The following is a 26,526-nucleotide window of genomic DNA, read 5'->3' on the forward strand; positions in this document are numbered from 1 at the left end:
AGGTCAACCTTGATGCCAGCTGCGGCAAAAATTCAAAAAGGCGGGGAAAACAGGTTCGATGCGATTCTGGATGCGGCCGAAGTCGAATTTGCCGAAAGTGGCTACGATGGCGCCTCATTGCGCGTGATTGCGCAACGGGCAAATGTGGCCCAAGCGCTTATTCACTATCATTTTAAGAACAAGTCGCGGTTATTTGAGGCGATGGTCGCGCGGCGCGCCGAATTCATTAACGGTACGCGTGCTGCTCTGCTCGCGGCACTTTTTGACCAGCCGCAAGACCCGACGCTCGAAACCGTCGTGGATTCCTTGTTTCGCCCGACAATTGAAGTCGGTCGCGAAGATGAAGCGGATATGGGTGCGTACGCGCGCATTCTTGCGTCTGTGGCCAACTCGGCGGATGCGCGCGATCAGGCATTGGCTGAGAAATACTATGATCCGATCGCGATCAAATACATTGACGCCCTGCAACGCGTCGTTCCCGGATTGAGCCGTCCCGATGCCGTCTGGGCATATTTGTTCGCGATTGGCGTGGGAGTGACGATGATGGCCAAAACAGGCCGGCCTGGGCGTCTGTCAGAGGGGGCGTGTGATGATCGCGATGCTGACGCCATGATGTCCAGAATCGTGCCATTTGTATGCGGAGGCATCCGCGCGCTGGTTTGAGGAGACCGGCAGAGTTAAAACTGGGAGGAGAAGAAAGTGAAACAGTTTCTGAGAAGTGGCGTTGTGGCCGCAACTCTGGCGGTTGCTGGGGTGAGTGGAGCAGGTGTGGCGCTGGCCGAAACGATGAACGTGACCATCGTTGCCGGGCATCCGCCCGTCTTTCGCTGGGTCAAGCATGCAAGCCAGACGTTCATACCGGCGGTGAACAAGGCGTTGGAAGGCAGCGGGACAACCATCGAATGGTCCGAACAATATGGCGGGTCGCTCGCAAAGGTCGGCGAAGAACTTGAGGCGGTGGAAGAGGGGCTGGCGGAAATTGGGCTGGTGTCGTCGTTGTTTGATCCCGCAAAGCTGGCCCCGCAGAACGTGACCTATTTCACCCCATTTGTTGTTTCGGACAGTACGCTGGTCAGCGAATGGATGGACAAGCTGCAAAGCAGCAACGCCGACATGAAGGCCGCTTGGGAAGCGAACGGTCTCGAGTATCTCGGGGGGGCCATCGGGATTGATGACTACCTTTTGATGACCAACTTCCCCGTCAAAAGCATAGCGGATCTCGAAGGCCGCAAGATCGGCGCGCCCGGACCGGCGGTGAACTGGTTGAAGGGGACCGGCGCGGTGGGCGTGTCTGGCAATCTGACCACCTATTACAACGAGATAAAGACAGGTGTGTATGACGGTGTGATTGTGTTCGCGTCGGCGGCGTTGCCGGGCAAGCTGCACGAGGTCGCGCCCTATATCACCAAGGTCGGTTTTGGCGCGCAATATGCGGGCGGGTTTGCCGCGAACAAGGATTGGTTCGATGGTCTTGATCCGGCCGTGCAACAGGCTCTGCGCGACGCAGCCGAGGCCGACCGTATCGCCTATCATGCCGATCTGGACGCATCGGTTTCCAAGTTTCTGGAGATCATGACGTCGCAGGGGGCAACCGTGACCGAAGTTGACGAGGGTTTCCGCGCTCAGTGGGCTGCGGGTATGGACAATGTCGCCAAGGTTTGGGCCGAAAAACTTGACGACGCCGGGGTTAACGGTTCCGCCGTTCTCAAAGACTACATGGACACGATGCGGGCCGCTGGCGCGCAGCCTGTACGCAATTGGGATCAGGAATAACCTGCCCGTTTGACATTGACCAAGCGCCCAAGTGTGGGCGCTTGGTTCCAAGCCATCCAGAGAAAGAGCGGGCATTCGATGACCCAGAACAAGGTGGAAGCCGAGGAGGCATCAATTGGCCCGCATTGGTTTCGTCTGCTTCAATGGACGGTAGACGGCACAACAGCGGCTCTGAACGTGACCGGCACGGTACTCATCGTGGGTATCATGTTGCTGGTCAATCTGGATGTTTTTGGGCGTAACTTCCTGGACGCGCCGATATCCGGCGTTCCGGAAATGGTGTCGATGTCCATTGTTGCCATCGTCTTCCTGCAAATCGCCCAGGCCTTTCGCAAGGGGCGTTTGACCCGAACCGAAGCTTTGCTTGGCTTTCTGGACAAGCGGGCTTCCAAGCTTCGACACGGAGTCGATTTTTTATTCGCCATCGCTTCTGTCGCCTTGGTCTGGCAACTCTATGCCGCCTCTTGGCCTCTGTTCGTGAAAAGCTGGAAGCGGGGAACCTTCGAAGGCACGGTGGGTGATTTTACTGCCCCGGTCTGGCCTGTGAAGCTCATCATCCTGATTGGGTGTATCGCCCTGATCATCCAACTGATCATGTTCGCCGCGACGGCCCTGTTCAGGCTGTTCGGCTATCAGGAGACTGATGCATGAGCCCGTTCGAAATCGGAATGGCGTCCTTTGGCGTGATGGTTGTGCTGGTTTACTTGGGGCTCTGGGTGCCTTTCGCGCTCATGCTGTCGTCTTTTGGTGGCGTCTGGTTGATCAAGGGATCGCCTATACTTGCGGGTAAGCTTCTCGCCCTGGCGGCTAGCAAGACCATTTCCAGCTACTTTTTCGGGGTCGTGCCCCTGTTCGTGTTGATGGGCTATATTGTCTCGGTGTCGGGAATGGGGCGCGACGCGTTCGATGTGGCCAATCACCTGTTTCGCCGCCTCAAGGGGGGGCTTGGAATCGGGACTGTTGGCGCGAATGCCATTTTTGCCGCGATTACAGGAATTTCGATTGCGTCCGCTGCCGTGTTCACGCGGATCGCAGTGCCAGAGATGATGCGGCATGGCTATTCGGCGCGGTTTTCGGTCGGAGTGGTAGCAGGGTCGTCCGTGCTGGGAATGCTGATCCCGCCATCCCTGCTGTTGATCCTGTACGGGTTGCTGACGGAGCAGTCAGTCGGAGATCTGTTCATTGCGGGCGTTCTTCCGGGCGTGGTGCTGGCGCTGCTTTTTGGCGGAGGTATCTGGCTGACAGCTCATCTGAACCCGTCTGGACTTGGATCGATGCGGGATGCAGATGACATGCCCGTGCTCAGCCGGAGGGAGCTGTTGGTCAAGGGTTTGCCATTGGCGCTTTTGATCGGGCTTGTGCTCGGCGGGCTATACGCCGGGTTTTTTACGCCGATCGAAGCGGGGGCCGTCGGCTGCTTTGGGGCGATCGTCATTGGATTGGCGCGGCGTTCGCTGAGTTGGCGCGATTTCTGGCAGGTTTTGAACGACACAGGGCTTGTCACCGCGTCCATCTGTTTCCTGATCATTGCCGCCCAGATGTATTCGCGCATGTTGGCGCTTTCCGGTGTCCCCGCAGAATTTGGAAGTTTTGTCGCGTCTGCAGATATCGGTTTCTGGGGGATAATCCTTGCCTATGTGGGGCTGGTAATCGTCATGGGAACGGTCCTGGACAGTTCTTCCATCATGCTCATTCTCGTGCCGCTCATGCTGCCGGTCCTAGCTACGATGCAAGTTGATCTGATCTGGTTCGGGATCATCACCATCATCGCGGTCGAAATCGGGTTGCTGACACCGCCATTCGGTATCTCGGTCTTTGTTATCAAGTCCGCCTTGGACGATCCCGAGATCACGTTGGGCGACATTTTCCGAGGCGCGGCACCCTTTGCCCTTCTGATGCTGGTCCTTCTGGGACTGGTTCTTGTTTTTCCACAACTCGCCACTGCGCTCATCTAGGAAAGGAGCCGTCATGCCCCGCCGATACGTAGACCTGTCTGTGCCGCTCGAAGCTGGCATAGTCAGTGATCCACCGATCATGCTGCCCGAGATCACGTACATGTCCCATGAACAAACCGCCGAACAGGTGATGTCGTTCTTTCCGGGGTTGAAGAAAGAAGACCTTCCGGGTGGTGAGGGGTGGGCGGTCGAGATGCTGCAGATTGCAACGCATAACGGCACCCATCTGGACGCGCCCTATCATCACCATTCCACCATGAACAACGGCGAGCGAGCGATCACCATCGACGAGGTGCCGTTGGAGTGGTGTTTAAATCCCGGCGTTAAGCTTGATTTTCGCGACTTTGATGACGGTTACGTCGTGACGGCAGCGGATGTGGAAGCGGAACTTAAGCGGATTGGTCACGAGTTGCGCCCGCTGGACATCGTTGTGGTCAACACCTCGGCAGGGGCGCATTACGGCAAGCCGGATTACCTGATGAAGGGCTGCGGCATGGGGCGGGAGGCGACGATGTACCTCTTGGAGCGTGGCGTGCGTGTGACTGGGACGGATGCCTGGAGCTGGGACGCGCCCTTTGCCCTCACCGCTCAGGAATATGCCAAGACGGGTGACGCCAAGATCATCTGGGAAGGCCATCGTGCGTCGATGGAGATCGGCTATTGCCATATGGAGAAACTCACCGCGCTGGAAACGCTCCCGGCGTCCGGGTTCGAGATTTCCTGTTTCCCATACAAGATCAAGGGCGCGAGCGCGGGCTTTACCCGTGCGGTTGCGATTTTCGAGGAGTAAGCAATATGCGATTGGGAACTGTAGAGCATTTGGGGGCCAAGAAACTTGTTGCCGCAAGTGATGACGGGCTGGTGGTGCTGGGTATGTATTCCGACATGCTGGCGCTGATCGAGGCGGGGCAGACCGGGCTGGATCAAGCCGCCGATGCATTGGCGGCACGAGGCGAAGTGATCGCGCAAACGGATGTTCGGTTCCTGCCGCCGATCATGCCGGTGCAATACCGCGATTGTCTGGTCTTTGAACAGCATCTGATCAACAGCTTTGCAGCCGCGACCAAGATGACGGGACGCCCCTTTGACATTCCCCCCGTCTGGTACAAGCAGCCGATCTATTACAAGGGCAACAGGATGTCCTTTGTCGGGCATGGCGCAGAGGTTGAATGGCCCGCTTATGCCGAGTTCCTTGATATCGAACTGGAGCTGGCCATCGTGGTTGGCAAGAAAGGACGCGATATCAAATCGGAAGACGCCGAGGATCACATCTTTGGCTATTCCATCCTCAACGATGTCTCGGCACGGGATGCGCAGATGGTCGAGATGCCCGGGCAGTTGGGGCCGGCCAAGGGCAAGGATTTCGACACCGGCAACATCCTTGGGCCCTTTATCCTGACCGCAGACGAGGTTGCGCATCCGGTGTCGCTTAACATGGAAGCGCGGGTAAATGGCGAACGCTGGGGTGGCGGGAACTCCTCGCAGATGCACCATGATTTTGGCGCGATTCTCGCCCATATCTCGGCTTCTGAGACGTTGTATCCGGGCGAGTTGATCGGGTCGGGAACCGTTGGAACGGGCTGTGGTCTGGAGATCGGCAAGAAACTTCAACCCGGTGATCTTTTTGAACTTGAGATTGAAAAGATCGGAACCCTGGCCAACCGGATCGTGAGGCAAGGCAAATGAGCGATGCGGTGACACCCGAGACCATGCCGCAAAGGGCGGTGGTGCAGTTTGATTGTCACGGTCAGGCGGTTGGCAAGATGCGCAACGAACTGGTTGTGTGCATGGTGAAACCCTTTGAGGAACGTTTTGAACTTGCCACCGATGAGGGCCCGTTTCATGGCGGAGACAGTTCGGCCCCGCCGCCGCTCGCGCTGTTTGTGGGCGGGTTGACGGGGTGCATCATGACCCAGATCCGCGCCTTTGCGAAACGCCTTCGCGTGCCACTCAATGATCTCTCGGTAGATGTGCGCGTGCAATGGGATTGGGCGGCCAAGGACCGGGTGTATGAAACGGCGCCCAAGTCGTTCGAGATCGACATCGCGCTGGATAGTGACGCGCCGATGGCCGATCAACACGCGTTGATCGACGCGGCCAAGAAGGGCTGTTTCATCGAGCAAACATTGGGCCAGTCGAACACGATCCGGCATCGCATTCGTCAGGGAGAGGATTGGATCGAGGTCGACTGAACCCGCGGTTTCATGCTGTGCGCAAAAGGCATTGGAAGACGATCAGGGATTGCCTAGGGTGCAGCACAACAGCCTAACCCAGACGGCAGGATGGAGCCTTTGATGAACACCCCCAGCCATTCCACACATGACGCCCAGGCGGATGATCGCAACGAGCATATCAAGATCTATGTGAACGGCGAGATCGTTCCCAAGCACGAGGCCGTCGTGTCGGTCTATGACAGCGGCTTCATGCTGGGGGATGGTATGTGGGAGGGGATGCGGCTCTATGATGGCGAGTGGGCCTTTTTTGAAGAGCACATGGACCGCCTGTTCAGCTCGCTCAAGGCGGTCTCGCTGGATATCGGTCTCGGCCCTGAGGATATCCGAGACATTCTGGATCGCACTGCAGCGGCCAATGGCATGACTGACGATGGGCATTGCCGGTTGATGATCACGCGGGGGCGCAAGGCGAAGCCATTCCAGCATCCGGGGCTGTCGCGCTTTGGGCCGACGATTGTTGCGATTGTCGAGCATTCCAAACCGGCCGAAAGCCTGCAGAAAGCGGGCATCCGGCTGGCGTCGGTGCCGCAGGTGCGGGGCTTGCCGCATAGTCAGGACGCCAAGTTCAACAGCCATTCCAAGCTGAACTGTGTGATCGCCTGTTTGCAGGCTGAGCAGGCGGGAGCGGATGAAGCGCTGATGCTGGATCCGCATGGGTTCGTGAACACGACCAACGCGTGCAATTTTTTCATCGTGCGGCGTGGTGAGGTTTGGACGTCGACCGGGGATTATTGCATGAACGGCGTGACGCGCCAGAAGGTGATCGACCTGTGCCACGAGAATGCCATGCCTGTGCGGGAAAAGAATTTTTCCCTTTATGAAGCCTACAGCGCCGATGAAGCCTTTTTGACGGGGACCTTTGGCGCGCAGACACCGGTGGCCGAGATTGACGGGCGCAAGATCGGGACCGAGGCCGGGGCGGGGCCGGTGACCAAACGCATTCGCGCGCTCTACAAGGCGCTCATTGCCGAGACGGTTGCGCGTCAGAAAGCGGCGCGATAATCGGCCACGTCGTAGGGGAAACCGGGAGCCGTGACATGACTGCCAAGGAAAGCTGGATCGCTGTTGATATCGGGGCGTCGGTCATGCGGGCGTGGCAGATCACTGGCGACCGCGTTCCGGGCGCGGTGCGGCAGGTTGCGGCGCCGGATGGTTATACGGATGAGACATTCGAAGGCTTGTTGCTTGAACTGATCGGCGGGTGGTTTGAGAGCGGGCCAAACTGTGTTCTGGTCAGCGGATTGTCCCGTGTGCAGAGCGCGGCGCAAATGGTGCCCTTTGCCGCCGTGCCTGTGAAACCCGCGACGCTCAAACCGGTGCTGGTGCCCGTGTCCGATCCGCGCATTCGGTTGTTCGCGGTTCCGGGACTTCGGCAGGCGCGACCCGTCGACGTGACCCAAGGCGATGAGACCCGCGTGGCCGGGTTTCTGGCACGCAATCCGTCGTGGGACGGGGTGATCTGTTGTGTAGGGCGCGCAACAACATGGGCGCATGTCAGCGCGGATGAGGTGGTCAGCTTTCAGGCGTTTCTGACCGGGGAACTTTGTGAGCAGCTTTGCAAGACCGAGGCGCTGGGCCCGTTGCCGTCTGACGGGTGGGGTGGCGACGTGTTCATCGATGCGATGGAGGCGACGCTTTCGCGCCCCGAGGCGCTGGCGAGCCGGTTGCATGGTTTGCGGGCGCAAAAGGTTTTGGGCCAGGGGGAAGACGCTGCTTTGTCCGTGAAGTTGGCGGGGTATTTTCTCGGGGCAGAGCTTGGGGCGAGTCGCCCTTATTGGCTGGGGCAGCACGTTGCGGTGATCGGTGATACGCCGCTTGCTTTGGGCTACGAAGCGGCTCTGAAACGACAGGGTGCCCCGGTTGAGAAGATGTCGGACGAGGAGGCCACGATCGCGGGATTGCGGGTTGCGTATCAGGCGTTGATGGATCTCGACTGACCTGTCAGGTGGGCGCGTGCTGGACCTTTGCTCCCTCCGACAAGGCACTGTTGGCGCAATAAAGTGTCGCAGTTGGATAAAAAACCGACAGATTTGAAATTCTGATCTTTACAGCCCGGCATTCTCGGCGCTTTCTGTGTGTACCGTCGTGTACCGCGCGGCGGCCCTGCCAGACCCGTGTTTTGGGTCGAGCGATGGAGGACCCCTTGAAGCCGACTGATATCCAAGACCCTGAGTATTTCCACAAAGTTGTAGATTGCCAGTTTGCCTGCCCGGCGCATACGCCGGTGCCCGAGTACATCCGGCTGATCGCTCAGGAGCGCTATACCGATGCCTATATGATCAACTGGGAAAGCAACGTTTTCCCCGGTGTTCTTGGGCGAACCTGCGACCGACCCTGCGAACCGGCCTGCCGCCGCGGACGTGTCGAGGAAGAACCTGTGGCGATATGCCGTCTGAAACGGGTCGCCGCAGACTTCAAGGACGACGTGAAGGGTCTTTTGCCCGGTGCGGGGCCGAAGAACGGCAAGAAAGTCGCACTGATTGGGGGCGGCCCGGCCTCTCTGACCGTGGCGCGGGACCTCGCGCCGCTTGGCTACGAGCTGCATCTCTACGATGAACATGCCAAGGCGGGCGGCTTCATGCGGAGCCAAATCCCCGCCTTCCGTCTGCCCGACGAGGTGCTGGACGAGGAAGTGGGCTATGTGCTCGACATGGGCGTACACACCCATTTCAACAAATACGTGGATAGCCTGCAGAGCATCCTGGATCAGGATTACGATGCGATCTTTGTCGGCTGCGGCGCACCGCGAGGCCGCGATCTGCCCAACCTGCCAGGGCGCAAGGAAGCCGACAAGAACATCCATATCGGCATCGACTGGCTGTCGAGTGTCGCGTTCGAACACACCAAGAGCATCGGCAAGCGCGTGATCGTGCTTGGCGGGGGCAACACCGCGATGGATTGCTGCCGCACCTCGCGCCGCTTGGGCGGCGAGGACGTCAAGGTGATCGTGCGCTCCCCCTTCGAGGACATGAAGGCGAGCCCTTGGGAGAAGGAAGACGCCATTCACGAAGGTATTCCGATTCTCGACAACCACGTTCCGAAGGAATTTGTGGTCAAAGACGGCAAGCTGGTCGGCATGAAATTCGAAAAAGTCGAAGCGCAATACGACGCAGAAGGTAAACGCAGTCTCGTCCCAACCGGTGAAGATTTGGTTTATGTCGAGTGCGACGACGTTCTGATCGCCATCGGTCAGGAGAACGCTTTCCCGTGGATCGAGAAATCGACAGGGGTTCGGTTCACCAGTTGGGGGACGCCGATCATCAATGATGACGAGACGTTCCAGTCGACCAACAAGCGGGTGTTCTTTGGCGGAGATTCCGCCTTTGGCCCGGCCAATATCATTACCGCGGTGGCGCATGGCCACAAGGCAGCGGTGTCGATCGACATGTATTGCAACGGGCAGAACCCCGAGGTGAACCGCCCCGCACCGCATGTGACGCTGGTCAGCCAGAAAATGGGCATTCACGAGTGGAGCTATGACAGTATCCCCGTGATCGACAAACGCGAGGCGGTGCCTCTGGTCGCTTTGGAAGAGGCGCTCAAGAGCAAAACGCTTGAGGTGGAGCTGGGCTTTGATGTCGAGACCGCATTCGTGCAGGCCGAGCGTTGCCTGAACTGTGACGCGCAGACGGTGTTCACGGATTCGGCCTGTATCGAATGTGATGCCTGCACCGACATCTGCCCGACAAGCTGTATCAGCTTTGTCGAGAATGCCGAGGAGCCCGAGTTGCGACAGAGTCTGCTGGTTCCGGCAGAGAATGCCGAGCAGGATCTCTATGTGTCCGGTGAGTTGGCCACGGGCAAGGTCATGGTCAAGGACGAGGATGTGTGTCTGCATTGCGGACTGTGCGCCGAGCGGTGCCCCACGGCGGCTTGGGACATGCAGAAATTCTATTACACGATGGCCAAGGCGGCCCCGGTTCTGGTGGAGGCGGCAGAATGAAACAGATCAAGGGCATCAACGATTTTGTCGTCAAATTCGCCAATGTGAACGGCACCGGTTCGGCCAGCGCCAACCACCTGTTTGCCAAGGCGATTTTCCGCATGGGTATCCCGGTCAGCCCGCGCAATATCTTTCCGTCCAACATTCAGGGCCTGCCCACGTGGTACGAAGTGCGCGTGAGCAAGAAAGGGTATCTGGGGCGTCGGGGTGGCGTGGACATGATGGTCTGCGTGAACCCGCAGAGCATGGAGAAGGACATCGCCAGCGTCGAGCCGGGCGGGTATTTCCTCTATGACAGCACCAAGCCTCTGGCCAACCATCTGAAACGGGATGACATCACCATCATTGGTATCCCGCTGACCGAGATGTGCATGAAGGAATTCCCGGTTCCGCGTCTGCAACAGCTGTTGAAAAACGTGGTGTATGTCGGAGCGCTGGCGGCGCTTCTGGATATTGATTTCCGGGTGCTGAAGGATCTCTTGAACGATCAGTTCAAGGGCAAGGAAAAGCTGATCTCGTCGAACGTGCATGCGTTGGAGATGGGCTATCAGTATGCCAAGGAGAACTATGCCTGCCCGTTACCGATCCGGTTGGAATCGGGGGGCAACGTCGCGCCGCATATCCTTGAAACGCCGCATATTCTGATGAACGGCAACACCGCCGCCGCGCTGGGCGCGATCTATGGCGGGGCGACGGTGGCCGCGTGGTATCCGATCACGCCTTCGACAAGTGTTGTGGATGCCTTTGCCAAATATGCCGAGCGGATGCGGATTGATGCTGGCACCGGCAAGAAAAACTTTGCCATTGTGCAGGCCGAAGATGAGCTCGCAGCGATGGGCATGGTGATCGGCGCAAGCTGGAACGGGGCGCGGTCCTTTACGGCCACTTCTGGCCCCGGCGTGTCGCTGATGAGCGAGTTTCTCGGGCTCGCGTATTTTGCGGAAATTCCCGCCGTGCTGATCAACGTGCAGCGCTCTGGTCCTTCGACGGGGATGCCGACGCGCAGCCAGCAATCGGATGTGCTCGCCTGTGCCTATGCAAGCCACGGTGACACCAAGCAGGTGCTGCTGTTCCCGGCGACGCCGCAGGAATGTTTCGAGATGACGGTGCAGGCGTTTGACCTGTCTGAACGTCTGCAAACGCCGGTCATCATGATGTCGGACCTTGATCTTGGCATGAACGACTGGATGTCGCCGCCGTTGGAGTGGGACGACAGTTACGAGATGGACCGGGGTAAGGTTCTGGACGCCGAAGGCCTTGATAGCGTTGAGAAATGGGGCCGTTACCTTGACGTGGACGGCGACGGTATCTGCTATCGCACACTGCCCGGTACGCACCCCGAGAAAGGCGCCTTCTTTACCCGCGGGTCGTCCAAGAACGAGATGGCGGTCTATTCGGAGAGCGGCGAGGATTACGTGCAGAACGTGGACCGTTTGCTGCGCAAGTTCGAGACGGCAAAGTCCTATGTGCCCAAGCCCAAGACGCACCCGCCGATCAAGGTGAAAAAGCCCAAGACCGATCTCAGGCTGGGGGCGCTGTTCTTTGGCACCTCGGCGTCACCGGCTTATGAGGCGGTCGAGATGCTCGCGCCCGAGGGGTATCCGATTGATACCATGCGCATCCGCGCCTTCCCCTTCCATCAGGATGTCGATCAGTTCATCCACGATCACGACATGGTCTTCGTGATCGAGCAGAACCGGGACGGGCAGATGCGCCAGTTGATCATGAACGAATGCGAGATTGCACCTGATCGGCTGACCTCGGTGCTGAACTATTCCGGTACGCCGATCACGGCGCGCACCATTGCCCAGCAGATTCGACAGGCGCTCAAGACCAAGAGCGCCGAGATTGTGCCCCTGAAACGGGAGACTGCCTGATGTCTTATATCAAACCGAAATTTCGCCATCCCCGCCTGCCGACCAACAAGCTGGGCTTTACCGTGGCCGATTATGACGGGGCCATTTCGACGCTGTGCGCAGGCTGCGGGCATGACAGCATCTCGGCGGCCATTCGCAATGCCTGTTTCCAGAGCGCGATCCCGCCGCACCGGATTGCAAAGGTTTCCGGCATTGGCTGTTCGTCGAAGATGCCGACCTATTTCCTTGGAAAATCCCATGGTTTCAACTCGGTACATGGGCGGATGCCGTCGGTGGCGACGGGGGCGAGCCTAGCCAACCGGGACCTGACCTATATCGGGGTGTCGGGCGATGGGGACACGGCCTCGATCGGGATGGGGCAGTTCATCCACCTGATCCGCCGCAATGTGAACATGACTTATATCGTCGCCAACAACGGCTGTTACGGCCTGACCAAGGGGCAGGACAGTGCGACGGCGGACCTCGGGTCGGTTGCCAAGGGCGGTGCGGTGAACCCGTTTGACGGGATCGACCTTGCCGCGCTGGCGCTGTTGCAGGGGGCGAGCTTTGTGGCGCGCTCTTTCTCGGGGGACAAGGGGCAGCTGGAACCGCTGATCCGCGCGGCGATGGCGCATAAGGGCTTTGCCTTTATCGACGTGGTCAGCCCTTGTGTGACCTTCAACAACCATGTTGGCTCGACCAAGAGCTACGCCGAGACGCGCGAACATCTTGATGCGATGCCGCTGGATTTCGTGCCGATGCGCGAGGAGATCACGACGCAATATGCCGAGGGTACAACACAGGCGGTGACGCTGCATGACGGGTCTGCGATCCATCTTAAAAAGGCGGATGCGACCTATAAGGCCAATGACCGGCGCGCGGCGATGGACGTGGTGCAGCAGGCGCATGCGGATGGGAGGATCCTGACCGGGCTGTTGTATCTGGACCCGGATTCGCAGGACCTGAACCAGAACCTGAACCTCGCGACCCGGCCCCTGAACGAGCTGGGCAAGGACGAGCTGTGTCCGGGCTCCAAGGTGCTGAAGTCGATCAACGAGGGGCTGCGCTAGGGCATCCGTTAACGATTGAAAACAGCGGCGCGCGGGGCGGGGTGGCTTCGCGCGCCGAATCGTTTCTTAACACCTTGTTTTGTTGGGTATCGGGCCTTCGGTAAAGCGTCGGTTTCACGTCGGTATTGCGTCGGTATGGATTTGCGGTTTTTGCGAAACAGCTGGAGTTAACGCGGCGTGCGCGCAACGGATCGGCACGGTGCGATTCACGAATATCGTGTTTTTGATCCGACGTGCGGTCCTGGAGCAAACTGTTTGGAGGCAGGGATCTTCCGGAGTGGAAACACACCCGTGAAGCCAAACATCTTGGTGGCTGTCACGCCTTCGCATTTCCTGCAGGGCATGAAAACCGTCTGGAGTTGTCTACCTGTGCCTCGTATCGGGAAAGAAAAGACTCCGTTTGAATGGAGGGCCACGCAATAGCAGCCGTTCTAAAGAACAGCAGGGAAAATGATGCCTGCCAAAGCAATGGAGAGCCCCATCGGGTACCCTCGTCCAACGGTGAGGCTGACATAGTTGGAATTGGAGGTATCGACGCAGCGGCGCGCGATGAGGATGATCGCAATGCCGATCAACATCGTGGTTGACAACGTGAATGCGAAATGTGCGATCGAGATTGAGTTTGCGGGCACAAAGAGCATCAATGCGGCAATCGCCTTGACATCTCCTCCGCCGACAAGCCCGAGGATGAAGGCAACAAAGCCGAACACCAACACAGCCGTAGCGATACCGGCGCGCAAGATGATTTCATCCGTGTTCAGCATGAATGGCGCGAAGATTGCAAAGACCGCAACCATGCACAGGACCAGCCAATTCGGAATGCGCATGTGTTTGACATCGCTTGCGGCCATGTAGGCCAGCAACGGAACCAGAAGCAAAAGGAGCAACACATCAGGCGACATTTCGTTCTCCCCAAGATTGGAGAGTTCTCCCTGGTGCGGCATGCAGCATGAGCCGCTGCAACAGCTCGGGTTGCGAAGCCGTTTCGGTTTTCGCGTAGATATTGCGGAGATGCGTTCGCAGCGTCGAAATACCAATGGACAATTCATCAAGAATGGCTTCGTTATTCAGCCCCGAGCTGAGAAGAACGCAAACGCGGTATTCGGCTCTGCTAAGCCTGCAAGGATTGTCCACCGCAAGAAGATCGGTGTTTTCGCCAGATTTTGCATCGGCCAATAGATCGGAATGTGCGTTACGATGACAGTTTTTTACCAACAGACCCATGCTCCTTGATTTCCACGCAGTTGCGAGAGTTGCTCCAATCAGTTCGAGGTTGTCCAATTTCGCCGCGTGTACCGCCGACGGAAAATGCATTTCCAGAAAGTCACTGCTGTTCGCGTGATGAGCCAGCGGGATGACAATGGATTCGACCAGTCGTCGTTGAACCAAGGGACGCGAAATTCGGTTCTGTTGCCCAAAATCAGAAACGTGGGCGTGCCAAACCGACCCAATTTTTGCCGCGGAAAAATATTCGCCGCAGACCATTTTGGCGCAGGGAACACGATACCCGGAAATATCGCTCGCGAGATTGGCCCGACGATCAAAAGCCACGATACGTGTACTTGCAGTCCGATCGACATGTATCGAGTGGTCGATGCGGGTCACTGCAGCAAGTTCACCACCAAACGCGTCACATATTTTTTTGAGAGCATCCGTAAGACGGATGCCGCCCTGTACCGCCTGACACCAAGAGGCCACGGCCTCGATGCAGTATGTACCTACCGTTCTTTCCGGATGGTCGGCAGCTGAATAAATACCTTTTCCATACATCCAAACAAAGTCCCAAGGATATTGCACCGCCCCTGGAGAAAATTGCCCCAGCGCCGATACGCACCCCCACCAAGGAGACTCAACGATGTTTGGGCGGGCGCAGTCAAATTTCCGCCACAAAGTAGCCAGATTTGCGTTTGTTTATGATTGAAACTCGAAACACTCTTCTGTTTTTGCCCCGCATATTGCTTGATGGGTCAACAATGCGGGCAACTATCAATTGAAGTGCGCGCGCCGCCTTATCCCGAAAAAACCCGGATATAGCGAATCACAACCGGGCCGATCGTGACCATGACGACAGCGGGTAGCATCAGGGAGGCAAGTACCGCCGACATTTTGACGGGCAGCTTGTTTGCCATTTCCTGCGCCTTCAATTCGCGCGCGACCCGCATTTCCTGGGCGTATGTCGTCAATGCTTCGCCCATGCTTGTCCCGAACTGCATCGACTGCACGACAACCGTGGTAAAGGAGCGAACCATATCGACCCCGGTGTTGCGCGCCATGGCTTGAAGCGCCTCTTCCCGACGGCGGCCGGCGTTGACCTGATGTTGGACCGTGAGAAACTCGAATGCGATTTCGGGGGAGACACTGGCAAGCTCATTGGCGACGCGCGTCATTGCCGCATCAAATCCGAGCCCTGCTTCGATGGCAACTTGCAGCAGATCGAGCGCGTTGGGGAAGCTCTCGGTGATGCGAAGCTGGTGTTCCTTGACCCGCCCATCCAACCAGATCGCAGGGAGGTAGTAGCCGGCAGCCACCGTAACGGCAACAATCTGGATCACGTTGAAGCGGCTGAGGTCGAGCAGTTGTTGGGCCACGACGTCGGGCAAGGGAATTCCCGGAGTTTTCGATGCGACAACCAGAAAGACGAATAGGAGCGGCAGGATGACGCCCAAACCGATCCGGACCATCGTGTAAATCCGCAAGGTGTGGGGTGAGGTGTAACCCGCGTGACGAAATTTTTGCTCAATCTTGTACTGTTGTTCTTCGTCGCTCGGCAGTGCGGCTCTAAGGATCCCCTTGGGCGTTTTTACCGTTTCGCGCAACAACCCTTTTTGGAACCGCGCGTCTGCCTTGGCCAGTCGGGTGTTTGCAATGCGTTCGGCCGCGGGGTTTCGTTGGCCAATGGCAACGACCAGGGAGACAAAAAACACAGCGGCGCCAATGCCCACTCCAGCGAGAACCAGCAAGTCCGGTGAGATACTGAAACCTGTGGAAATTAAAGAAAGATACTGTTCCATTTCGGGATCTCCTTAGACGCGGAAGTGCACAATTTTGCGCAGGACAAGGAAATTGAGACCTGTCAGAGCGGCAATCGTTGCCATCATCGGGATGAAGAGCGGATCCTCGCGAACGCCACCGAAGTAGGTCGGGTTGGTAATGTTTGTGAATGCGAATATCAGAACCGGAAGTGCGGAAAGGAAAATGGCTGTCAGGCGACCTTCGGATGAAATCGCTTGAATTTTTTGCCGCATCGTCAGCCGACCCCGGATGACCTTTGCAAGAATTGTGATAACTCGCGCCAGATCGCCACCAGTTCCGTGCTGGATGCCGATGCTTGCGGAAAGATATTGTACATCTTCCAAACCGACGCGGTCGGCGAATTCCTGAACGGCGTCGGGCAGATCGTCACCGAAGCTTATTTGATCGAAAATGATCCCGAATTCGGTCCCGATTGGTTCGGGCATCTCGGCGGCCACCGAGCCGATCGAGATGTTGAGAGGGTGGCCAACACGCAACCCGCGCGCCATCAAGTCAAGCGCATCGGGCAGCTGCTCGACCAGCTTTTTCATACGCGCGTCGCGACGTGCCTTTACCACGAGCAGCGGAGTCAAAAATCCCAGGCCGAGGCCAGTCAATGCTGCCGTGGCCGGTGGCAGGGCGACCGAAGCGAAGCCAAAGATCGTGGCTGAGGCAAGACTGCAGAGGAATAGAAAACGGGACACATGTATGGTCATTCCCGCTTGGGCCAGCATGTTGGGCAAATCGCGCAACAGCGGTAGTTTCACCCATATTCCTGTTGTTCGAGAGGGTTTGAGCACCGAAAGGATTTCTTCGATGTCGGCCCCGTTGTCGATCATCTGCATCCTGCGATTGCGCGCTTCGGTTCTTGTTTCACCGCGCTGCGCCAGTTGAAACACACTGGTCACAACCAACAGGATGCCGAGGAAGGTTCCCGCATAGACCATGTAGTTGAGAACATCGGTTGTCAGAAAATCATCCATTGCTCAAACCTCCGTGGCGCGAAACGCCTGCGGGTCCAAGTTGATCCCTGCTGCCAGCAAGCGGTCCATGCACCTCGGGCGTACGCCCGTTGGAATGAACCGCCCCAGGACCTCGCCCGTTTCGGAACGCCCTTCGCGGCGAAACACGAAGACATCCTGCATGGACAACACATCGCCTTCCATGCCTGTGATCTCGGAAATGCTCATGACGCGCCGCTTGCCGTCGGAAAGCCGGGACAATTGCACGACAAAATGCAGCCCCGATGCGATTTGGGCCCGAATTGTTCCAATCGGGAAGTCAACACCCATCATCGTGACCATCTGTTCCAGGCGGCTGATTGCGTCGCGGGCGGAATTTGCGTGCACGGTTGTCATCGAGCCATCGTGACCGGTGTTCATCGCTTGCAACATATCAAAGGTTTCGGCACCCCGAACCTCGCCAACGATGATACGGTCCGGACGCATGCGGAGTGCGTTCCGCACAAGCTCGCGCTGACCGACTGCGCCATTTCCTTGCGGTGAGGGTGGGCGGGTTTCGAGGCGTACTACATGGCGTTGTTGCAGCTGGAGTTCAGCGGCATCCTCGATGGTGACGATCCGCTCGCGTTCATTGATGAAGGATGAGAGAGCATTCAACATCGTCGTTTTTCCTGAGCCGGTGCCGCCGGAAATAAGGATATTCATGCGCGCCTCGACCAAAGCATTCAAAAGGGTGGCGGCCTGTTCGGAAAGTGCCCCGGTCTCAATCAGGTTTTCCATGGTCAGTGGCTGGGCCGAGAACTTCCGAATTGACAAGGAAGGTCCATCAATGGCGCAGGGACGGATGATCGCGTTCACCCGGCTGCCGTCTTCAAGACGGGCATCCACCCAGGGTTGGCTTTCGTCGACGCGCCGGCCAACCCGGCTGACGATCTTGTCAATGATGCGCACCAGATGCTTTTCATCGCGGAACCGAATGGATGTCGGTTCAAGAACACCGAACCTTTCAACAAAAACATCCTGATGACCGTTGACCAGAATGTCGTTCACCGTCGGATCTGCCAAAAGCGGTTCGAGCGGGCCAAAGCCAAGCAGCTCGTGCAGGAGTTCGTCGATCAGGCGGTTGAAATCCGATCCGCTCAGGGGTTCGCCGGATTCTTTCAACCATTCACCGACCGCAACGGCAACTTCACGGCGCAAAACGTCCGGTTCGACTTTGTCGACCACCGAAAGGTTGAGACGATCAAGCAGCGCTTCGTGCAGACGGGTCTTCAGGTCGAGCCATTTCGTGAGCTCGGTGTCTTCGCGATGTAGATTTGCGAGAACATTGTTTGGTTGGGCGGCAGCATTGCTCGCTGTGGGCAGGACTACGACACGATCTTGCTTTTCGACCTTGGACTTGCTGAAATTGTTGAACACGACCTGAGTCCTTTCAGTTTTTGCGCGCAGCGCTTGTAGTTTGGGTATCTTGCGTCTCGGTCAGAATGGTCTTTGCCATTCTGCGGATTGCTCTGGTCAAGGGGGCGCTGTTTGCGGCCTTGGAAAGCAGTTCCCCCCGGTCCAAGGCGGCTCGGGTGTGCCGCGGATCATCGGGCAACCAGTACTTGAGCGGCCGCTCAAGTACTTTTTGCGCCTCTACGTGATGACGGGGCGAAACCAACGGTTTCTTTTCGCGCGAAATGACCATGTCGATTGGCAGGTCGAGGCGCACTTCGGAGAAAAACTCCATCAGGCGATGTGCCTGACGGATCGAAGGAACGGTGGTATCCGATACCATCAGCAATCGCGCAGCACGGGAGAGGATTGGGTCATTCCAGTCAACCAAGGTGCGCGGCATGTCGATGACAACATAGTCGTAGCTGCGCTGGAGTTGCCCGACGAGTTGGTCGATCTGCGTACGTTCCAGAGCCTCGATTGGCAGGAATTTCGCTGGCGCAGAGAGGACATCAAGACCGGATTCGTGCGCCTGCATGGACTGTGACAGGTAGGTCGCATCAAGGTCTATCTGTTCGCTGGCAAGCCGCAGGAAAACATCAGAAGGGCTGAGATCAAGGGCACTTGAAACTGTGCCGAACTGGACATCGAGATCGACAAGCGCAACGCGGTTTTTTGCCGTCTTGCGCCGAAGTCCCGACTTGTCCTGCAGGGCGTCTGCCAGGTTGATCGCGACTGTCGTGGCGCCGGTGCCGCCCCGGACCGGAAGCACGGGGATGACGTGCCCCATCCTTGGGGCGCCTTCGGCGTCCATCAGCGCAGGAAGTTGCGTGCGATACCCGGACAGATCCAGGAGTTGCTTGCTCAGAACGTCCCGAGAGATCGGGAAAGGGAGAATCTCGTCGATTCCCGTCTGTTTGAGTTCCATGGCCTCGGCCAATGAAATGCTGCCGTCGCTGAGCGCGAGAAGCGTGCCGCGCGAGCCGACCTTGTCGCGCAGGAAAGTTACGGCATGGCGGTCGGTGTCCGCGCCAAGCTTGAACACGACAAGATTGTTCTGCTCAATCATCTGAACGGCCGCGCCATTGACCGAGGACAAGGTGCCCGCCTGGACGTCAAGGCTCACATCGTTGACGTCCGCCAGCGCTTCGCCAACGGCGCGTGTGACGCCCTCATCATTTGAGATCAGGATGATCGAATGGTTGTCGGTCTTCATGGATCCTATCCTTTCGAATCTTTATCCGTTTGTTCCCAGGCCGAGGTCTTCTCCGGGAACGGTTGCGCTCAGTGCTGGGAAGTTGATGCTGCCACCAAGGGATTCGGTCATGGTCGTGGCTTGCCCCACGATCATCGCCGCAAGTTCGCTGAGAGGGGCAATGAAGTCGAATGTCAGTCCGTTCAACTCAACGGTGACAAGCGGGACATATGGCCCCCCAAGAAACCCGAGGTCGGGATCATGATCATACCGGAACACAACGTTGCTCATGGTCGCATCGTTCGGCAGAACGGCCTCTAGAAAGGCCCAGACTTCTGCGGAGGTGGGGTCATCCGGGGTTGCTGTGCAAATGAATGGTCCCGGGTTTGCACAGATATCCGCGCCGGCGCGGCAGGAAGTGCCATAGCGGGGGCCATCTCCTGCGGTGCCGCGCGTATGCGTCTGTGGGACACCGGCGCAGGCCGCAGGGCGCACTGCGGCAATCCTTGCGGCATGCTGCACGAATTTTTCGGCGGAAACGTAGTGGAAAGCCAGGCGCCCAAAATCAATAATGCCGAAAAGAATGAAGATCATCAGGGCGATCGACAGACCGTATTCGACCAACATTGCCGCGCTTTCGTCCTTCCAGAAACCGCGCAACTTGGCGGCTGTGCAGGCTCGTGTTTTCTTTTGGCGTGTCATATCCCGAAAACCCTGCTTTGGTCGGTCACGGTCGTTGTGATCGTGGCGAGATCATCAAGCCCGTCCATCAGCCCGAACACGCCGCTGAAGGGGAAAGTCACTTCGATCGTGGCCGTGACCTGGGCGATAGGGACCGGAGAAATGCGAAATCCTCCGGGGACGCACTGCAGCTGTGGTGTTACGGATGTTACAGTGATTGAGCTTGGCAGAAGGCTGTTGCCAGTGGCCGTCTTGCGGACGATCTCGGTCATTTTATCCGTGAATGTGGCGAGGTTGCTCCCCGAAGTGCACGAGTCTGCATCTGCAACGCGCGCAAGATATCGTGCCGCGTCGCGTACCCCGGCGGCTGTCATCTGGTATGACCAGAATAGCCGTCCACCTTCGATGATCACCGCAAAAACCAGCAACAAGAGCGGCAAGGAAATTGCAAGTTCAACAAGTGCCGCGCCACGTTCGTCGCGGCGAAAGCGACGGAAAGTTTTCGTGATAGCTTTGGTGCTCAAAGTCATGACATCACCTGTAAAGCTGGATGGCGTCGCGGAAGACGCCAACGTCTTCGACGATGCCGCTGCCGTCGCCACCAGCCGAACCAATGATTTCACCCCAGATCGTGAAGCTGTTGCCCGAGCCGTCATTGCTGGCCGGTTCGGTCAGAAAAATTTTCACGTATTCCTCGACAGGAACATTGGTGGCTGCGCCGCTGATATTGTTCGGAGCACCGCAATTGACGCCGGCGGCGACGATTATGCGGCGCGAGTAGTCGGAGTCCGGATTGCTTTGCATATTGCAGATCGGGCGCCCGGACTCGGCGATCGGCAGACCGTCGTAGCCATTCCCGTCAACGTCTCCGGTCAGGATGTCGCCTGCCGCCGCGATTTCTGCGCGATAGACTTCGTATCGCGTGGGCTGTGCCGGATGCACGGAATGCATCGTCAGCCACGCTTGGATCGCTGCCGGGACGGTTCCGTCGAAGGGTGCATAGTTGGTTGCGAAATAGCTGTGCCTGTCCCAGGTTCCGTTGCCAAATCTGGAACCTTGGCCACCGTTGACGCTGTTACAGGTGCCATTTGCAAAACAGGTGTCGCGCGGGAGCCCGATTGTGTTGGAGGAAACGGCTTCGTTGTTTCCGATACAAGACCCCGCACTTGACGGCACAATTCCCTTGATGACATTCGGGGCCGGCGCATAGTTTGCGTCGTTTTTTGCGCCATTCATTGTGGAATTGAACATGTCGAACCGGGTGTTGATGGCGGCTTCGAGGCTGCCTGTCTTTTGACCGGGCTCGATGTCGACACCGCGCTTGCTGAAACACTGAGTGATCGGCCCGGCGGCTCCGATCAGGCATCGGTCCAGATTGCCACCGGTCAGACCCTGGCATGGCCCGTCTGTATCAACGAGCACTTTGGAGGGGTCGAGGAAACCGAAGGCGCCCGGTGCCCATCCCGAACCCTGACCACCCGCGCGAAGCTGGACCATTTCGCCGACATGCGCGTCCGCACTCCAATTTGTTGACGGGATACAGAACATCATCGGGGTCACATCACATGCATATGAAACAAAGCCCGCGACGGCTGTGGCGCTTGTTGTGTTGCGCATGGCAGCCTGGTTCGTCAGTGCCGAAAAGGCGGCTCCGAATGTGAGGTCCACGGTACGAGTCGCAACGGTAACCTGTACAAATGCGGCATCGGCCGGATCAGCGGTCACGTCGGTGGGTGTGGCGCTGTCATCATCAGGAAGCGAAGCGAGAAAAGTCAGCGTGTAGTCGGATGCACCAGACAGCGTTTGGTCGCCGCTGGCGAAAGTCTGGTGATCCGTGATCAGTTCGGCTGCGGCAAGGGTTGCGCGGTCAATGGCATCCCCGCTTCCGTCAAGCTCACCGGCGGCAGCCAGCGCCACATTGTCCGCGAATGACTGTAGTTCGGTTTGTGTGATGGCCAAACGACCGAAATCGAAGGACAACGCCACCAAGCCCAGAAGCACTGCGAGGCAGACGCCCCAGAAGGCGAGCACGCCGCCTTCTTCCGAGCGATAGAGCTTCGATATTTGGGACAGATGGCGCATCGTCGATCTCAATTCACCGGAATTTCGGTGATGTCCGTGCCGCCCCGGCGCACACGAATAATCGGGCGCGGCTTCGACAGTTTTTCGGGGGTCGGCGAGTCGTACAACAAGTCGCTCAGACGCGTGGTCTCGAGGTTGACGTCCCGCTCGTCTTCCAGAGCGCGCAGCGAGAGGCTGAGTGTGCCGGCCTTCTGGGCCAGGGCAAGGCGCTGGCCTTGCACCGCAGTCACTTCAACAGTCACCGTGCGGGCGATGCCGGGCGTTTCGTTCAGCTCGTTGGATTCCTGATCGACACCGATGATGCGGATGTTTTGAAGAATGGTTACGGCACGCAGGCTTTCGTTGCGCCCCTGGGTCAAGACCACGTCAACGCGGTCACCGGGGGTGACGAAACCACCAACGGCGGTTTCTGCGTCCACCTTGATCGCCATGGCACGGGTATTGGGCGAAAGTGTTTGGACGATCGTCACCTTTTCGCCGAAGCCGGAGATAGTCGCTTTGCGAAGGGGATCGCCTTGGGTGATCTGCCGACGTGCGCGACGTGGGTCCTGACCCTCTGCAGGAAGCAAGTCCAGGCTGGCGTGAAACACGCCTTCGGGTACGGCTTCCCGAGGCCAGTTGATCGTTGTCAGCATCTGGGGGGTGATGGCTTCACCAAACTTGACGTCCCTGCTGGCGACAATCACCGAAACGGTTCTGTCATCTTCGGATACCTGCGCCTGCGCCAGATCGACGGCGAGGTAATCCCGGGCAAAATAGACGGACCCACCTGCGACGGCGAGACCTGCAAATGCGGTAAACAAGGCGGAAAGTCTCATTGGTACCTCCAAAAAAAATGATGGATCCGTCGTGCGAATAGGGAATGGGATCGCACACGGCTGGCAGTAGGGACGCGAAGTTGTTGGAACCGAATGCTTAACTTGAAATTCTTGTGCCCTCGGGTTCATTTTCGAGATCGTCTGCAAAGGCGGAATTCGCGAAACGTGTATCGACGGCAGCTTGGGCCAAGGTGAACGCATTTTCGTCTTTGGCCAGATACGCGCAATTCCCATCTTTGCGGACTTGAGAAGCGCTCTTTTCGGCTAAGTCGTCCTGACATTCACCAGACGCATGCGATTTCGATGTTCCCTAGCATCGGTGCTGTGATTGCCCACCGCGGGAGCGGGACGCCCCCGCGGTGGTTGTGCTCTGGAAATCAGTGCGCGTCTTAGGGCATCAGACCGCCAGCAGTCCCCATGGAACCGCCAATGCTTACGCCCAAGGCAGCAAGGGCACCGCCACCAACCGTAATGGCCAGAGCGATTGCAATGCCGTATTCGACGAGGGTTACACCACGTTCATCTTTGATGAAGCGGCCAACGGTGTATTCAATAAAATTACGCATAACTTTCTCCTGTGGTCTGCGTTTTGCCGCAAGAAATTCAGCGGCGACACGGCCCTTCAGAGTCTTTAAAGGCCTGTTAACCAGCTAAACCTATGCTCGCGCCGGCCGCGTCGTCCAAAGGTATGAAGAATGCACGCTAAAGTTGTTTTTCTTTTGTCTTCGCCATGATTTGGCCCAATTTCCGCCGGGAAACCGCCCGCAAACTGATTCTATTTCGCCCAAATCTGACCCTGACCTAAGCCTCGAATCTTCGCCACCTCGTCAGAGTCATTTGTCGGGAGCGCATGGGAGCGATTGTGCGGGGTTTCCAGAAAACTGGAAGATATCCAGGGGCTCAGGTCACACCGTTGGTCCCCGTCCGAATTCAGGCATCTCGGGATAGTTCTTTTCAATACCTGATCAAATGAATCCAGGTGCGATTGAGAAATGAGGCAGTGGTGCCGCCCTGATTGCCGCTGTCTAAGAAACCTCTGACCATTGGCCCTCGTTCTCAAACCTATGGCGGGGCCGTCGTAACGAGAATGTCTTCATCAATGGCAATCGTTGCAAGTATGCTTCCACCCGAGACATATTCGTAAATTTCGAACAGGTTGCCTTCGCCATCATCGACGGACTTGCCAGCTGCATGTTGGAAAGCCCCATCTACGCCGTTCAGCAATGTCAGGGTATCTCCACCGTCGCCATAGACCATCGCGCTTTCGGGTAGGGCTGCCGCAAGGAGGGACTCGAGAAGTGTGTCGGCGGTAGAGGACAGGTCGACGATATCGCTGAGTGACAGCTCAAGTTGGTTCACGAGGCCGTTTTGCATGTCAATCGCCTCGATATCCTTTAGTGACAGGGTCGGAAGAAGATCCGAACCAAGATCACCGGCGATGTCGACATCAAGGACATCGCGCCCTTCACCGCCATCAAGCCGTTCCATCGCCAATGGGATGTCGCCAATGATAAGCCTGTCGTCCCCGGCGCCTGCAAAGACCGTGTCCGCGCCTGTGCCTCCATCCAGAAGGTCATCGCCGCCGAAACCCATCAGGATGTCATTCCCGCCCGCACCCGAAATATCGTCGGTTTCATCACTGCCGACCAACAAGTCGCTTTCGTTTAATCCGACGAGGGTGACGGAACTGTCGCTCGCAGAAACGACCTCGGTGGCAAACAAGGATACTTCGGTTGTGCTGGGATCGCCGTCAAGATCGAAGCCGACGAGGACGCTGAAGCGGTTCGAGTCGCCGAGCAAGTCCGCCAATCCGGGAATCTCCGCCAGTGCGAAAATATAACCCAACCCGTCTGCAACAAGCGCCGGGCTTGAGATATCGGCAATGACGCCGAAATCGACACCATCCACCTCAAGCGTCAGTTCGAATGTCACCAATTCGGGTGAAAAAACCGGTGTTTCTGTCAACGCATCCAGAAGGTCGGTTGGAGAATTAAGTTGGACCGGAGTTGGATCGAATTCCAGGAGATTGGTGAAATTGACCGAATCCCCGATTCCGAATGCTTCAATGTTCACCGTGTATCCGTTCTCGGCGACATCCTTCAGGTCGGCCAGCACCGTTTGCCAGCCGCCGGACGTCGGATCTCCGTCCGTGATAAAGAACAGGAAGTTCGACTCGTCCGTGGGTTCACCATCGAAGAAAGACTTGGCTTCTGTCAGCGCGCCTGTCCAGTTCGTCAAACCCCTGGTGTATGGTAAAGCGCGGACCGTATCGGGAAGGGTCGTATCAAGAAGATCGTAGGTATCAAGCGAAGTAACATCGGTCGCATATGTGATAATCTTGATATCGACCGACGTGGCCGACCCTTTGAATTGCTCGGCGAGTTGCTCTATGGCGCTGGCGACCGCTTCAGTCTGTTCCGCCCAGCCTGTTGCGCCGATGCTGCCTGACCGGTCAAGCGCAAAGACGAGATTGATCGCTGTAGCATCCACCGGAGTTACGCCGACATTTACGGCTCCAGCCGGCCCGTCCGGCGTTGCATCCAGGGATATGTCGAGTGAAACAGCCTTATCATCATCGCCACCTCCCGACGTTTGAATGACCTCAATCGTTACAATCGACGTGCTCGTTCCGCCTTCGGGATCGGTTACGGTGTATTCAAAGCGGTCAATTCCCAGAAAGCCTTGTGTCGGTGTGTATGTGAAATTGCCGTTTGTATCGATCGTCACCGAGCCATTCGCGGGGGTCAGTCCACCTTGAGTAAATGTCAGCGGTCCGCTGCTGTCAGGGTCAGTGGCAGTCAAAGTGCCGGTTACGCTGTCACCGGGTGCAACCTGGACGATCACTTCGGACGCGAGGATAGGCGCGTCGTTGGTTCCGAACACCGTTATGACGACATCCTGCTCAGCCGTTGCCCCATAATTGTCAGTTACCGTGACCGTGAAGGTTTCGGTGACGACCGCGCCTCCCGGAAGGCTGTCTGCCAAAGTGTTGTCGAGCGAGTACTTCCAGTCCCCATTGGCGGCGATGACAAACGCACCATATAGGCCGGCAGCCGAACCCGTCCACGTAACCGACGATCCATTGTCCGGATCATAGGCAGAGAGATTGCCAGACGTTGATGTCGTTTCGGAGCCTTCAGTGACTGAACCGGATGCGTCATCACTCGAAGACGTGATCCGAGGCGCGTCATTTGTGCCGGTGATGGTGATGGTGACGATCTGTGGGGTGCCGTCGCCGGTGAGGACGGTGAAACTGTCGGTGAGGGTCTCTCCGGGGGAGAGGGCGTCGACCAGCGGGTTTGTGTTGTCGAGCAGGTAGGTCCAGAGGCCGGCGGCGGAGACGGTAAAGGTGCCGTATCCCTGGTCGGAGGCGGTTGCGGTCGTGACGGGCTGGAAGAGGTCGTCGGGATCGGCGCTGTCGGGATCGGCATGGTCGAGGTTGCCGCTGACGGCGGGTGTGTTCTCGGCCAGTGTTGCGTCGGTGTCGCCGGAGATGACGGCGCTGTCATTT

At 57.7% G+C, this 26,526-nt stretch carries 24 protein-coding genes; 12 read left to right on the forward strand and 12 right to left on the reverse strand.

All coding sequences use genetic code 11. From position 1 onward, the window contains the following. Window positions 1–12: 12 nt before the first annotated feature. From BMZ35_RS15040 to BMZ35_RS15095, 12 genes are all read left to right on the forward strand, one after another. Window positions 13–663, forward strand: coding sequence for a TetR/AcrR family transcriptional regulator (locus BMZ35_RS15040; RefSeq protein WP_093094682.1), 651 nt, complete (start codon window positions 13–15; stop codon window positions 661–663). Between the two features lie 36 nt (window positions 664–699). Then, window positions 700–1,773 (forward strand): C4-dicarboxylate TRAP transporter substrate-binding protein, encoded by a 1,074-nt coding sequence (locus BMZ35_RS15045; RefSeq protein ID WP_242654817.1) that lies wholly within the window; start codon window positions 700–702, stop codon window positions 1,771–1,773. 78 nt (window positions 1,774–1,851) lie between these two features. Continuing rightward, complete coding sequence (locus BMZ35_RS15050; protein ID WP_093094683.1) at window positions 1,852–2,424, forward strand: TRAP transporter small permease subunit; 573 nt, start codon at window positions 1,852–1,854, stop codon at window positions 2,422–2,424. Then, window positions 2,421–3,728: a TRAP transporter large permease gene (locus BMZ35_RS15055; RefSeq protein ID WP_093094684.1), complete on the forward strand. Its 1,308-nt coding sequence runs from the start codon at window positions 2,421–2,423 to the stop codon at window positions 3,726–3,728. The genes BMZ35_RS15050 and BMZ35_RS15055 overlap by 4 nt, the downstream gene beginning before the upstream one ends. A 13-nt stretch (window positions 3,729–3,741) precedes the next feature. Further along, window positions 3,742–4,518 carry a cyclase family protein gene (locus BMZ35_RS15060; protein ID WP_093094685.1) on the forward strand — a complete coding sequence of 259 codons (777 nt, stop codon included), beginning with the start codon at window positions 3,742–3,744 and terminating at the stop codon, window positions 4,516–4,518. A 5-nt stretch (window positions 4,519–4,523) separates the two neighbouring features. Continuing rightward, window positions 4,524–5,414 (forward strand): fumarylacetoacetate hydrolase family protein, encoded by an 891-nt coding sequence (locus BMZ35_RS15065; protein ID WP_093094686.1) that lies wholly within the window; start codon window positions 4,524–4,526, stop codon window positions 5,412–5,414. Further along, on the forward strand, window positions 5,411–5,920 hold the full coding sequence (locus BMZ35_RS15070; RefSeq protein WP_093094687.1) for an OsmC family protein: 510 nt from the start codon (window positions 5,411–5,413) through the stop codon (window positions 5,918–5,920). Before BMZ35_RS15065 ends, BMZ35_RS15070 begins: the two co-directional genes overlap by 4 nt. A 102-nt stretch (window positions 5,921–6,022) precedes the next feature. Further along, window positions 6,023–6,964, forward strand: a complete 942-nt coding sequence (locus BMZ35_RS15075) for an aminotransferase class IV (protein WP_093094688.1) — start codon at window positions 6,023–6,025, stop codon at window positions 6,962–6,964. A gap of 35 nt (window positions 6,965–6,999) precedes the next feature. After that, window positions 7,000–7,899, forward strand: a complete 900-nt coding sequence (locus tag BMZ35_RS15080; RefSeq protein WP_093094689.1) for a 2-dehydro-3-deoxygalactonokinase — start codon at window positions 7,000–7,002, stop codon at window positions 7,897–7,899. A gap of 206 nt (window positions 7,900–8,105) precedes the next feature. Further along, window positions 8,106–9,905, forward strand: a complete 1,800-nt coding sequence (locus BMZ35_RS15085) for an FAD-dependent oxidoreductase (protein ID WP_093094720.1) — start codon at window positions 8,106–8,108, stop codon at window positions 9,903–9,905. Beyond that, a complete protein-coding gene (locus tag BMZ35_RS15090; protein WP_093094690.1) occupies window positions 9,902–11,782 on the forward strand; it encodes a 2-oxoacid:acceptor oxidoreductase subunit alpha in 1,881 nt (626 codons plus the stop codon). Before BMZ35_RS15085 ends, BMZ35_RS15090 begins: the two co-directional genes overlap by 4 nt. Beyond that, complete coding sequence (locus BMZ35_RS15095; protein ID WP_093094691.1) at window positions 11,782–12,831, forward strand: 2-oxoacid:ferredoxin oxidoreductase subunit beta; 1,050 nt, start codon at window positions 11,782–11,784, stop codon at window positions 12,829–12,831. Before BMZ35_RS15090 ends, BMZ35_RS15095 begins: the two co-directional genes overlap by 1 nt. 431 nt (window positions 12,832–13,262) lie before the next feature. Here BMZ35_RS15095 and BMZ35_RS15100 read toward each other — a convergent pair whose 3' ends face one another. From BMZ35_RS15100 to BMZ35_RS15150, 12 genes are all read right to left on the reverse strand, one after another. Next, window positions 13,263–13,733 carry an A24 family peptidase gene (locus tag BMZ35_RS15100; RefSeq protein ID WP_165610100.1) on the reverse strand — a complete coding sequence of 157 codons (471 nt, stop codon included), beginning with the start codon at window positions 13,731–13,733 and terminating at the stop codon, window positions 13,263–13,265. After that, window positions 13,723–14,601 (reverse strand): helix-turn-helix transcriptional regulator, encoded by an 879-nt coding sequence (locus BMZ35_RS20635; protein ID WP_110680260.1) that lies wholly within the window; start codon window positions 14,599–14,601, stop codon window positions 13,723–13,725. The genes BMZ35_RS15100 and BMZ35_RS20635 overlap by 11 nt, the downstream gene beginning before the upstream one ends. Before the next feature lie 239 nt (window positions 14,602–14,840). After that, a complete protein-coding gene (locus BMZ35_RS15110; RefSeq protein ID WP_093094694.1) occupies window positions 14,841–15,842 on the reverse strand; it encodes a type II secretion system F family protein in 1,002 nt (333 codons plus the stop codon). Window positions 15,843–15,854: 12 nt separating this feature from the next. Further along, window positions 15,855–16,826 (reverse strand): type II secretion system F family protein, encoded by a 972-nt coding sequence (locus BMZ35_RS15115; RefSeq protein ID WP_093094695.1) that lies wholly within the window; start codon window positions 16,824–16,826, stop codon window positions 15,855–15,857. A 3-nt stretch (window positions 16,827–16,829) separates the two neighbouring features. Next, window positions 16,830–18,224, reverse strand: coding sequence for a TadA family conjugal transfer-associated ATPase (locus tag BMZ35_RS15120; protein ID WP_242654818.1), 1,395 nt, complete (start codon window positions 18,222–18,224; stop codon window positions 16,830–16,832). A 13-nt stretch (window positions 18,225–18,237) separates the two neighbouring features. Next, window positions 18,238–19,455: a CpaE/TadZ family protein gene (locus tag BMZ35_RS15125; RefSeq protein ID WP_093094696.1), complete on the reverse strand. Its 1,218-nt coding sequence runs from the start codon at window positions 19,453–19,455 to the stop codon at window positions 18,238–18,240. 21 nt (window positions 19,456–19,476) lie between these two features. Further along, a complete protein-coding gene (locus BMZ35_RS15130) occupies window positions 19,477–20,136 on the reverse strand; it encodes a TadE/TadG family type IV pilus assembly protein (protein ID WP_093094697.1) in 660 nt (219 codons plus the stop codon). Then, window positions 20,133–20,645, reverse strand: a complete 513-nt coding sequence (locus BMZ35_RS15135) for a TadE/TadG family type IV pilus assembly protein (RefSeq protein WP_093094698.1) — start codon at window positions 20,643–20,645, stop codon at window positions 20,133–20,135. The genes BMZ35_RS15130 and BMZ35_RS15135 overlap by 4 nt, the downstream gene beginning before the upstream one ends. A gap of 4 nt (window positions 20,646–20,649) precedes the next feature. Continuing rightward, window positions 20,650–22,197, reverse strand: a complete 1,548-nt coding sequence (locus tag BMZ35_RS15140; RefSeq protein WP_093094699.1) for a pilus assembly protein TadG-related protein — start codon at window positions 22,195–22,197, stop codon at window positions 20,650–20,652. A gap of 8 nt (window positions 22,198–22,205) precedes the next feature. After that, window positions 22,206–23,015: a Flp pilus assembly protein CpaB gene (gene cpaB / locus BMZ35_RS15145; RefSeq protein ID WP_093094700.1), complete on the reverse strand. Its 810-nt coding sequence runs from the start codon at window positions 23,013–23,015 to the stop codon at window positions 22,206–22,208. 389 nt (window positions 23,016–23,404) lie between these two features. Continuing rightward, entirely contained in the window at window positions 23,405–23,581 is a 177-nt protein-coding gene (locus tag BMZ35_RS20640) for a Flp family type IVb pilin (RefSeq protein WP_110680261.1), read from the reverse strand. 496 nt (window positions 23,582–24,077) lie between these two features. Beyond that, the coding region (locus BMZ35_RS15150; RefSeq protein ID WP_131814392.1) for a VCBS domain-containing protein at window positions 24,078–26,526 on the reverse strand (2,449 nt) is incomplete at its 5' end.

Source organism: Shimia aestuarii (assembly GCF_900114635.1).
Lineage (GTDB): Bacteria > Pseudomonadota > Alphaproteobacteria > Rhodobacterales > Rhodobacteraceae > Shimia > Shimia aestuarii.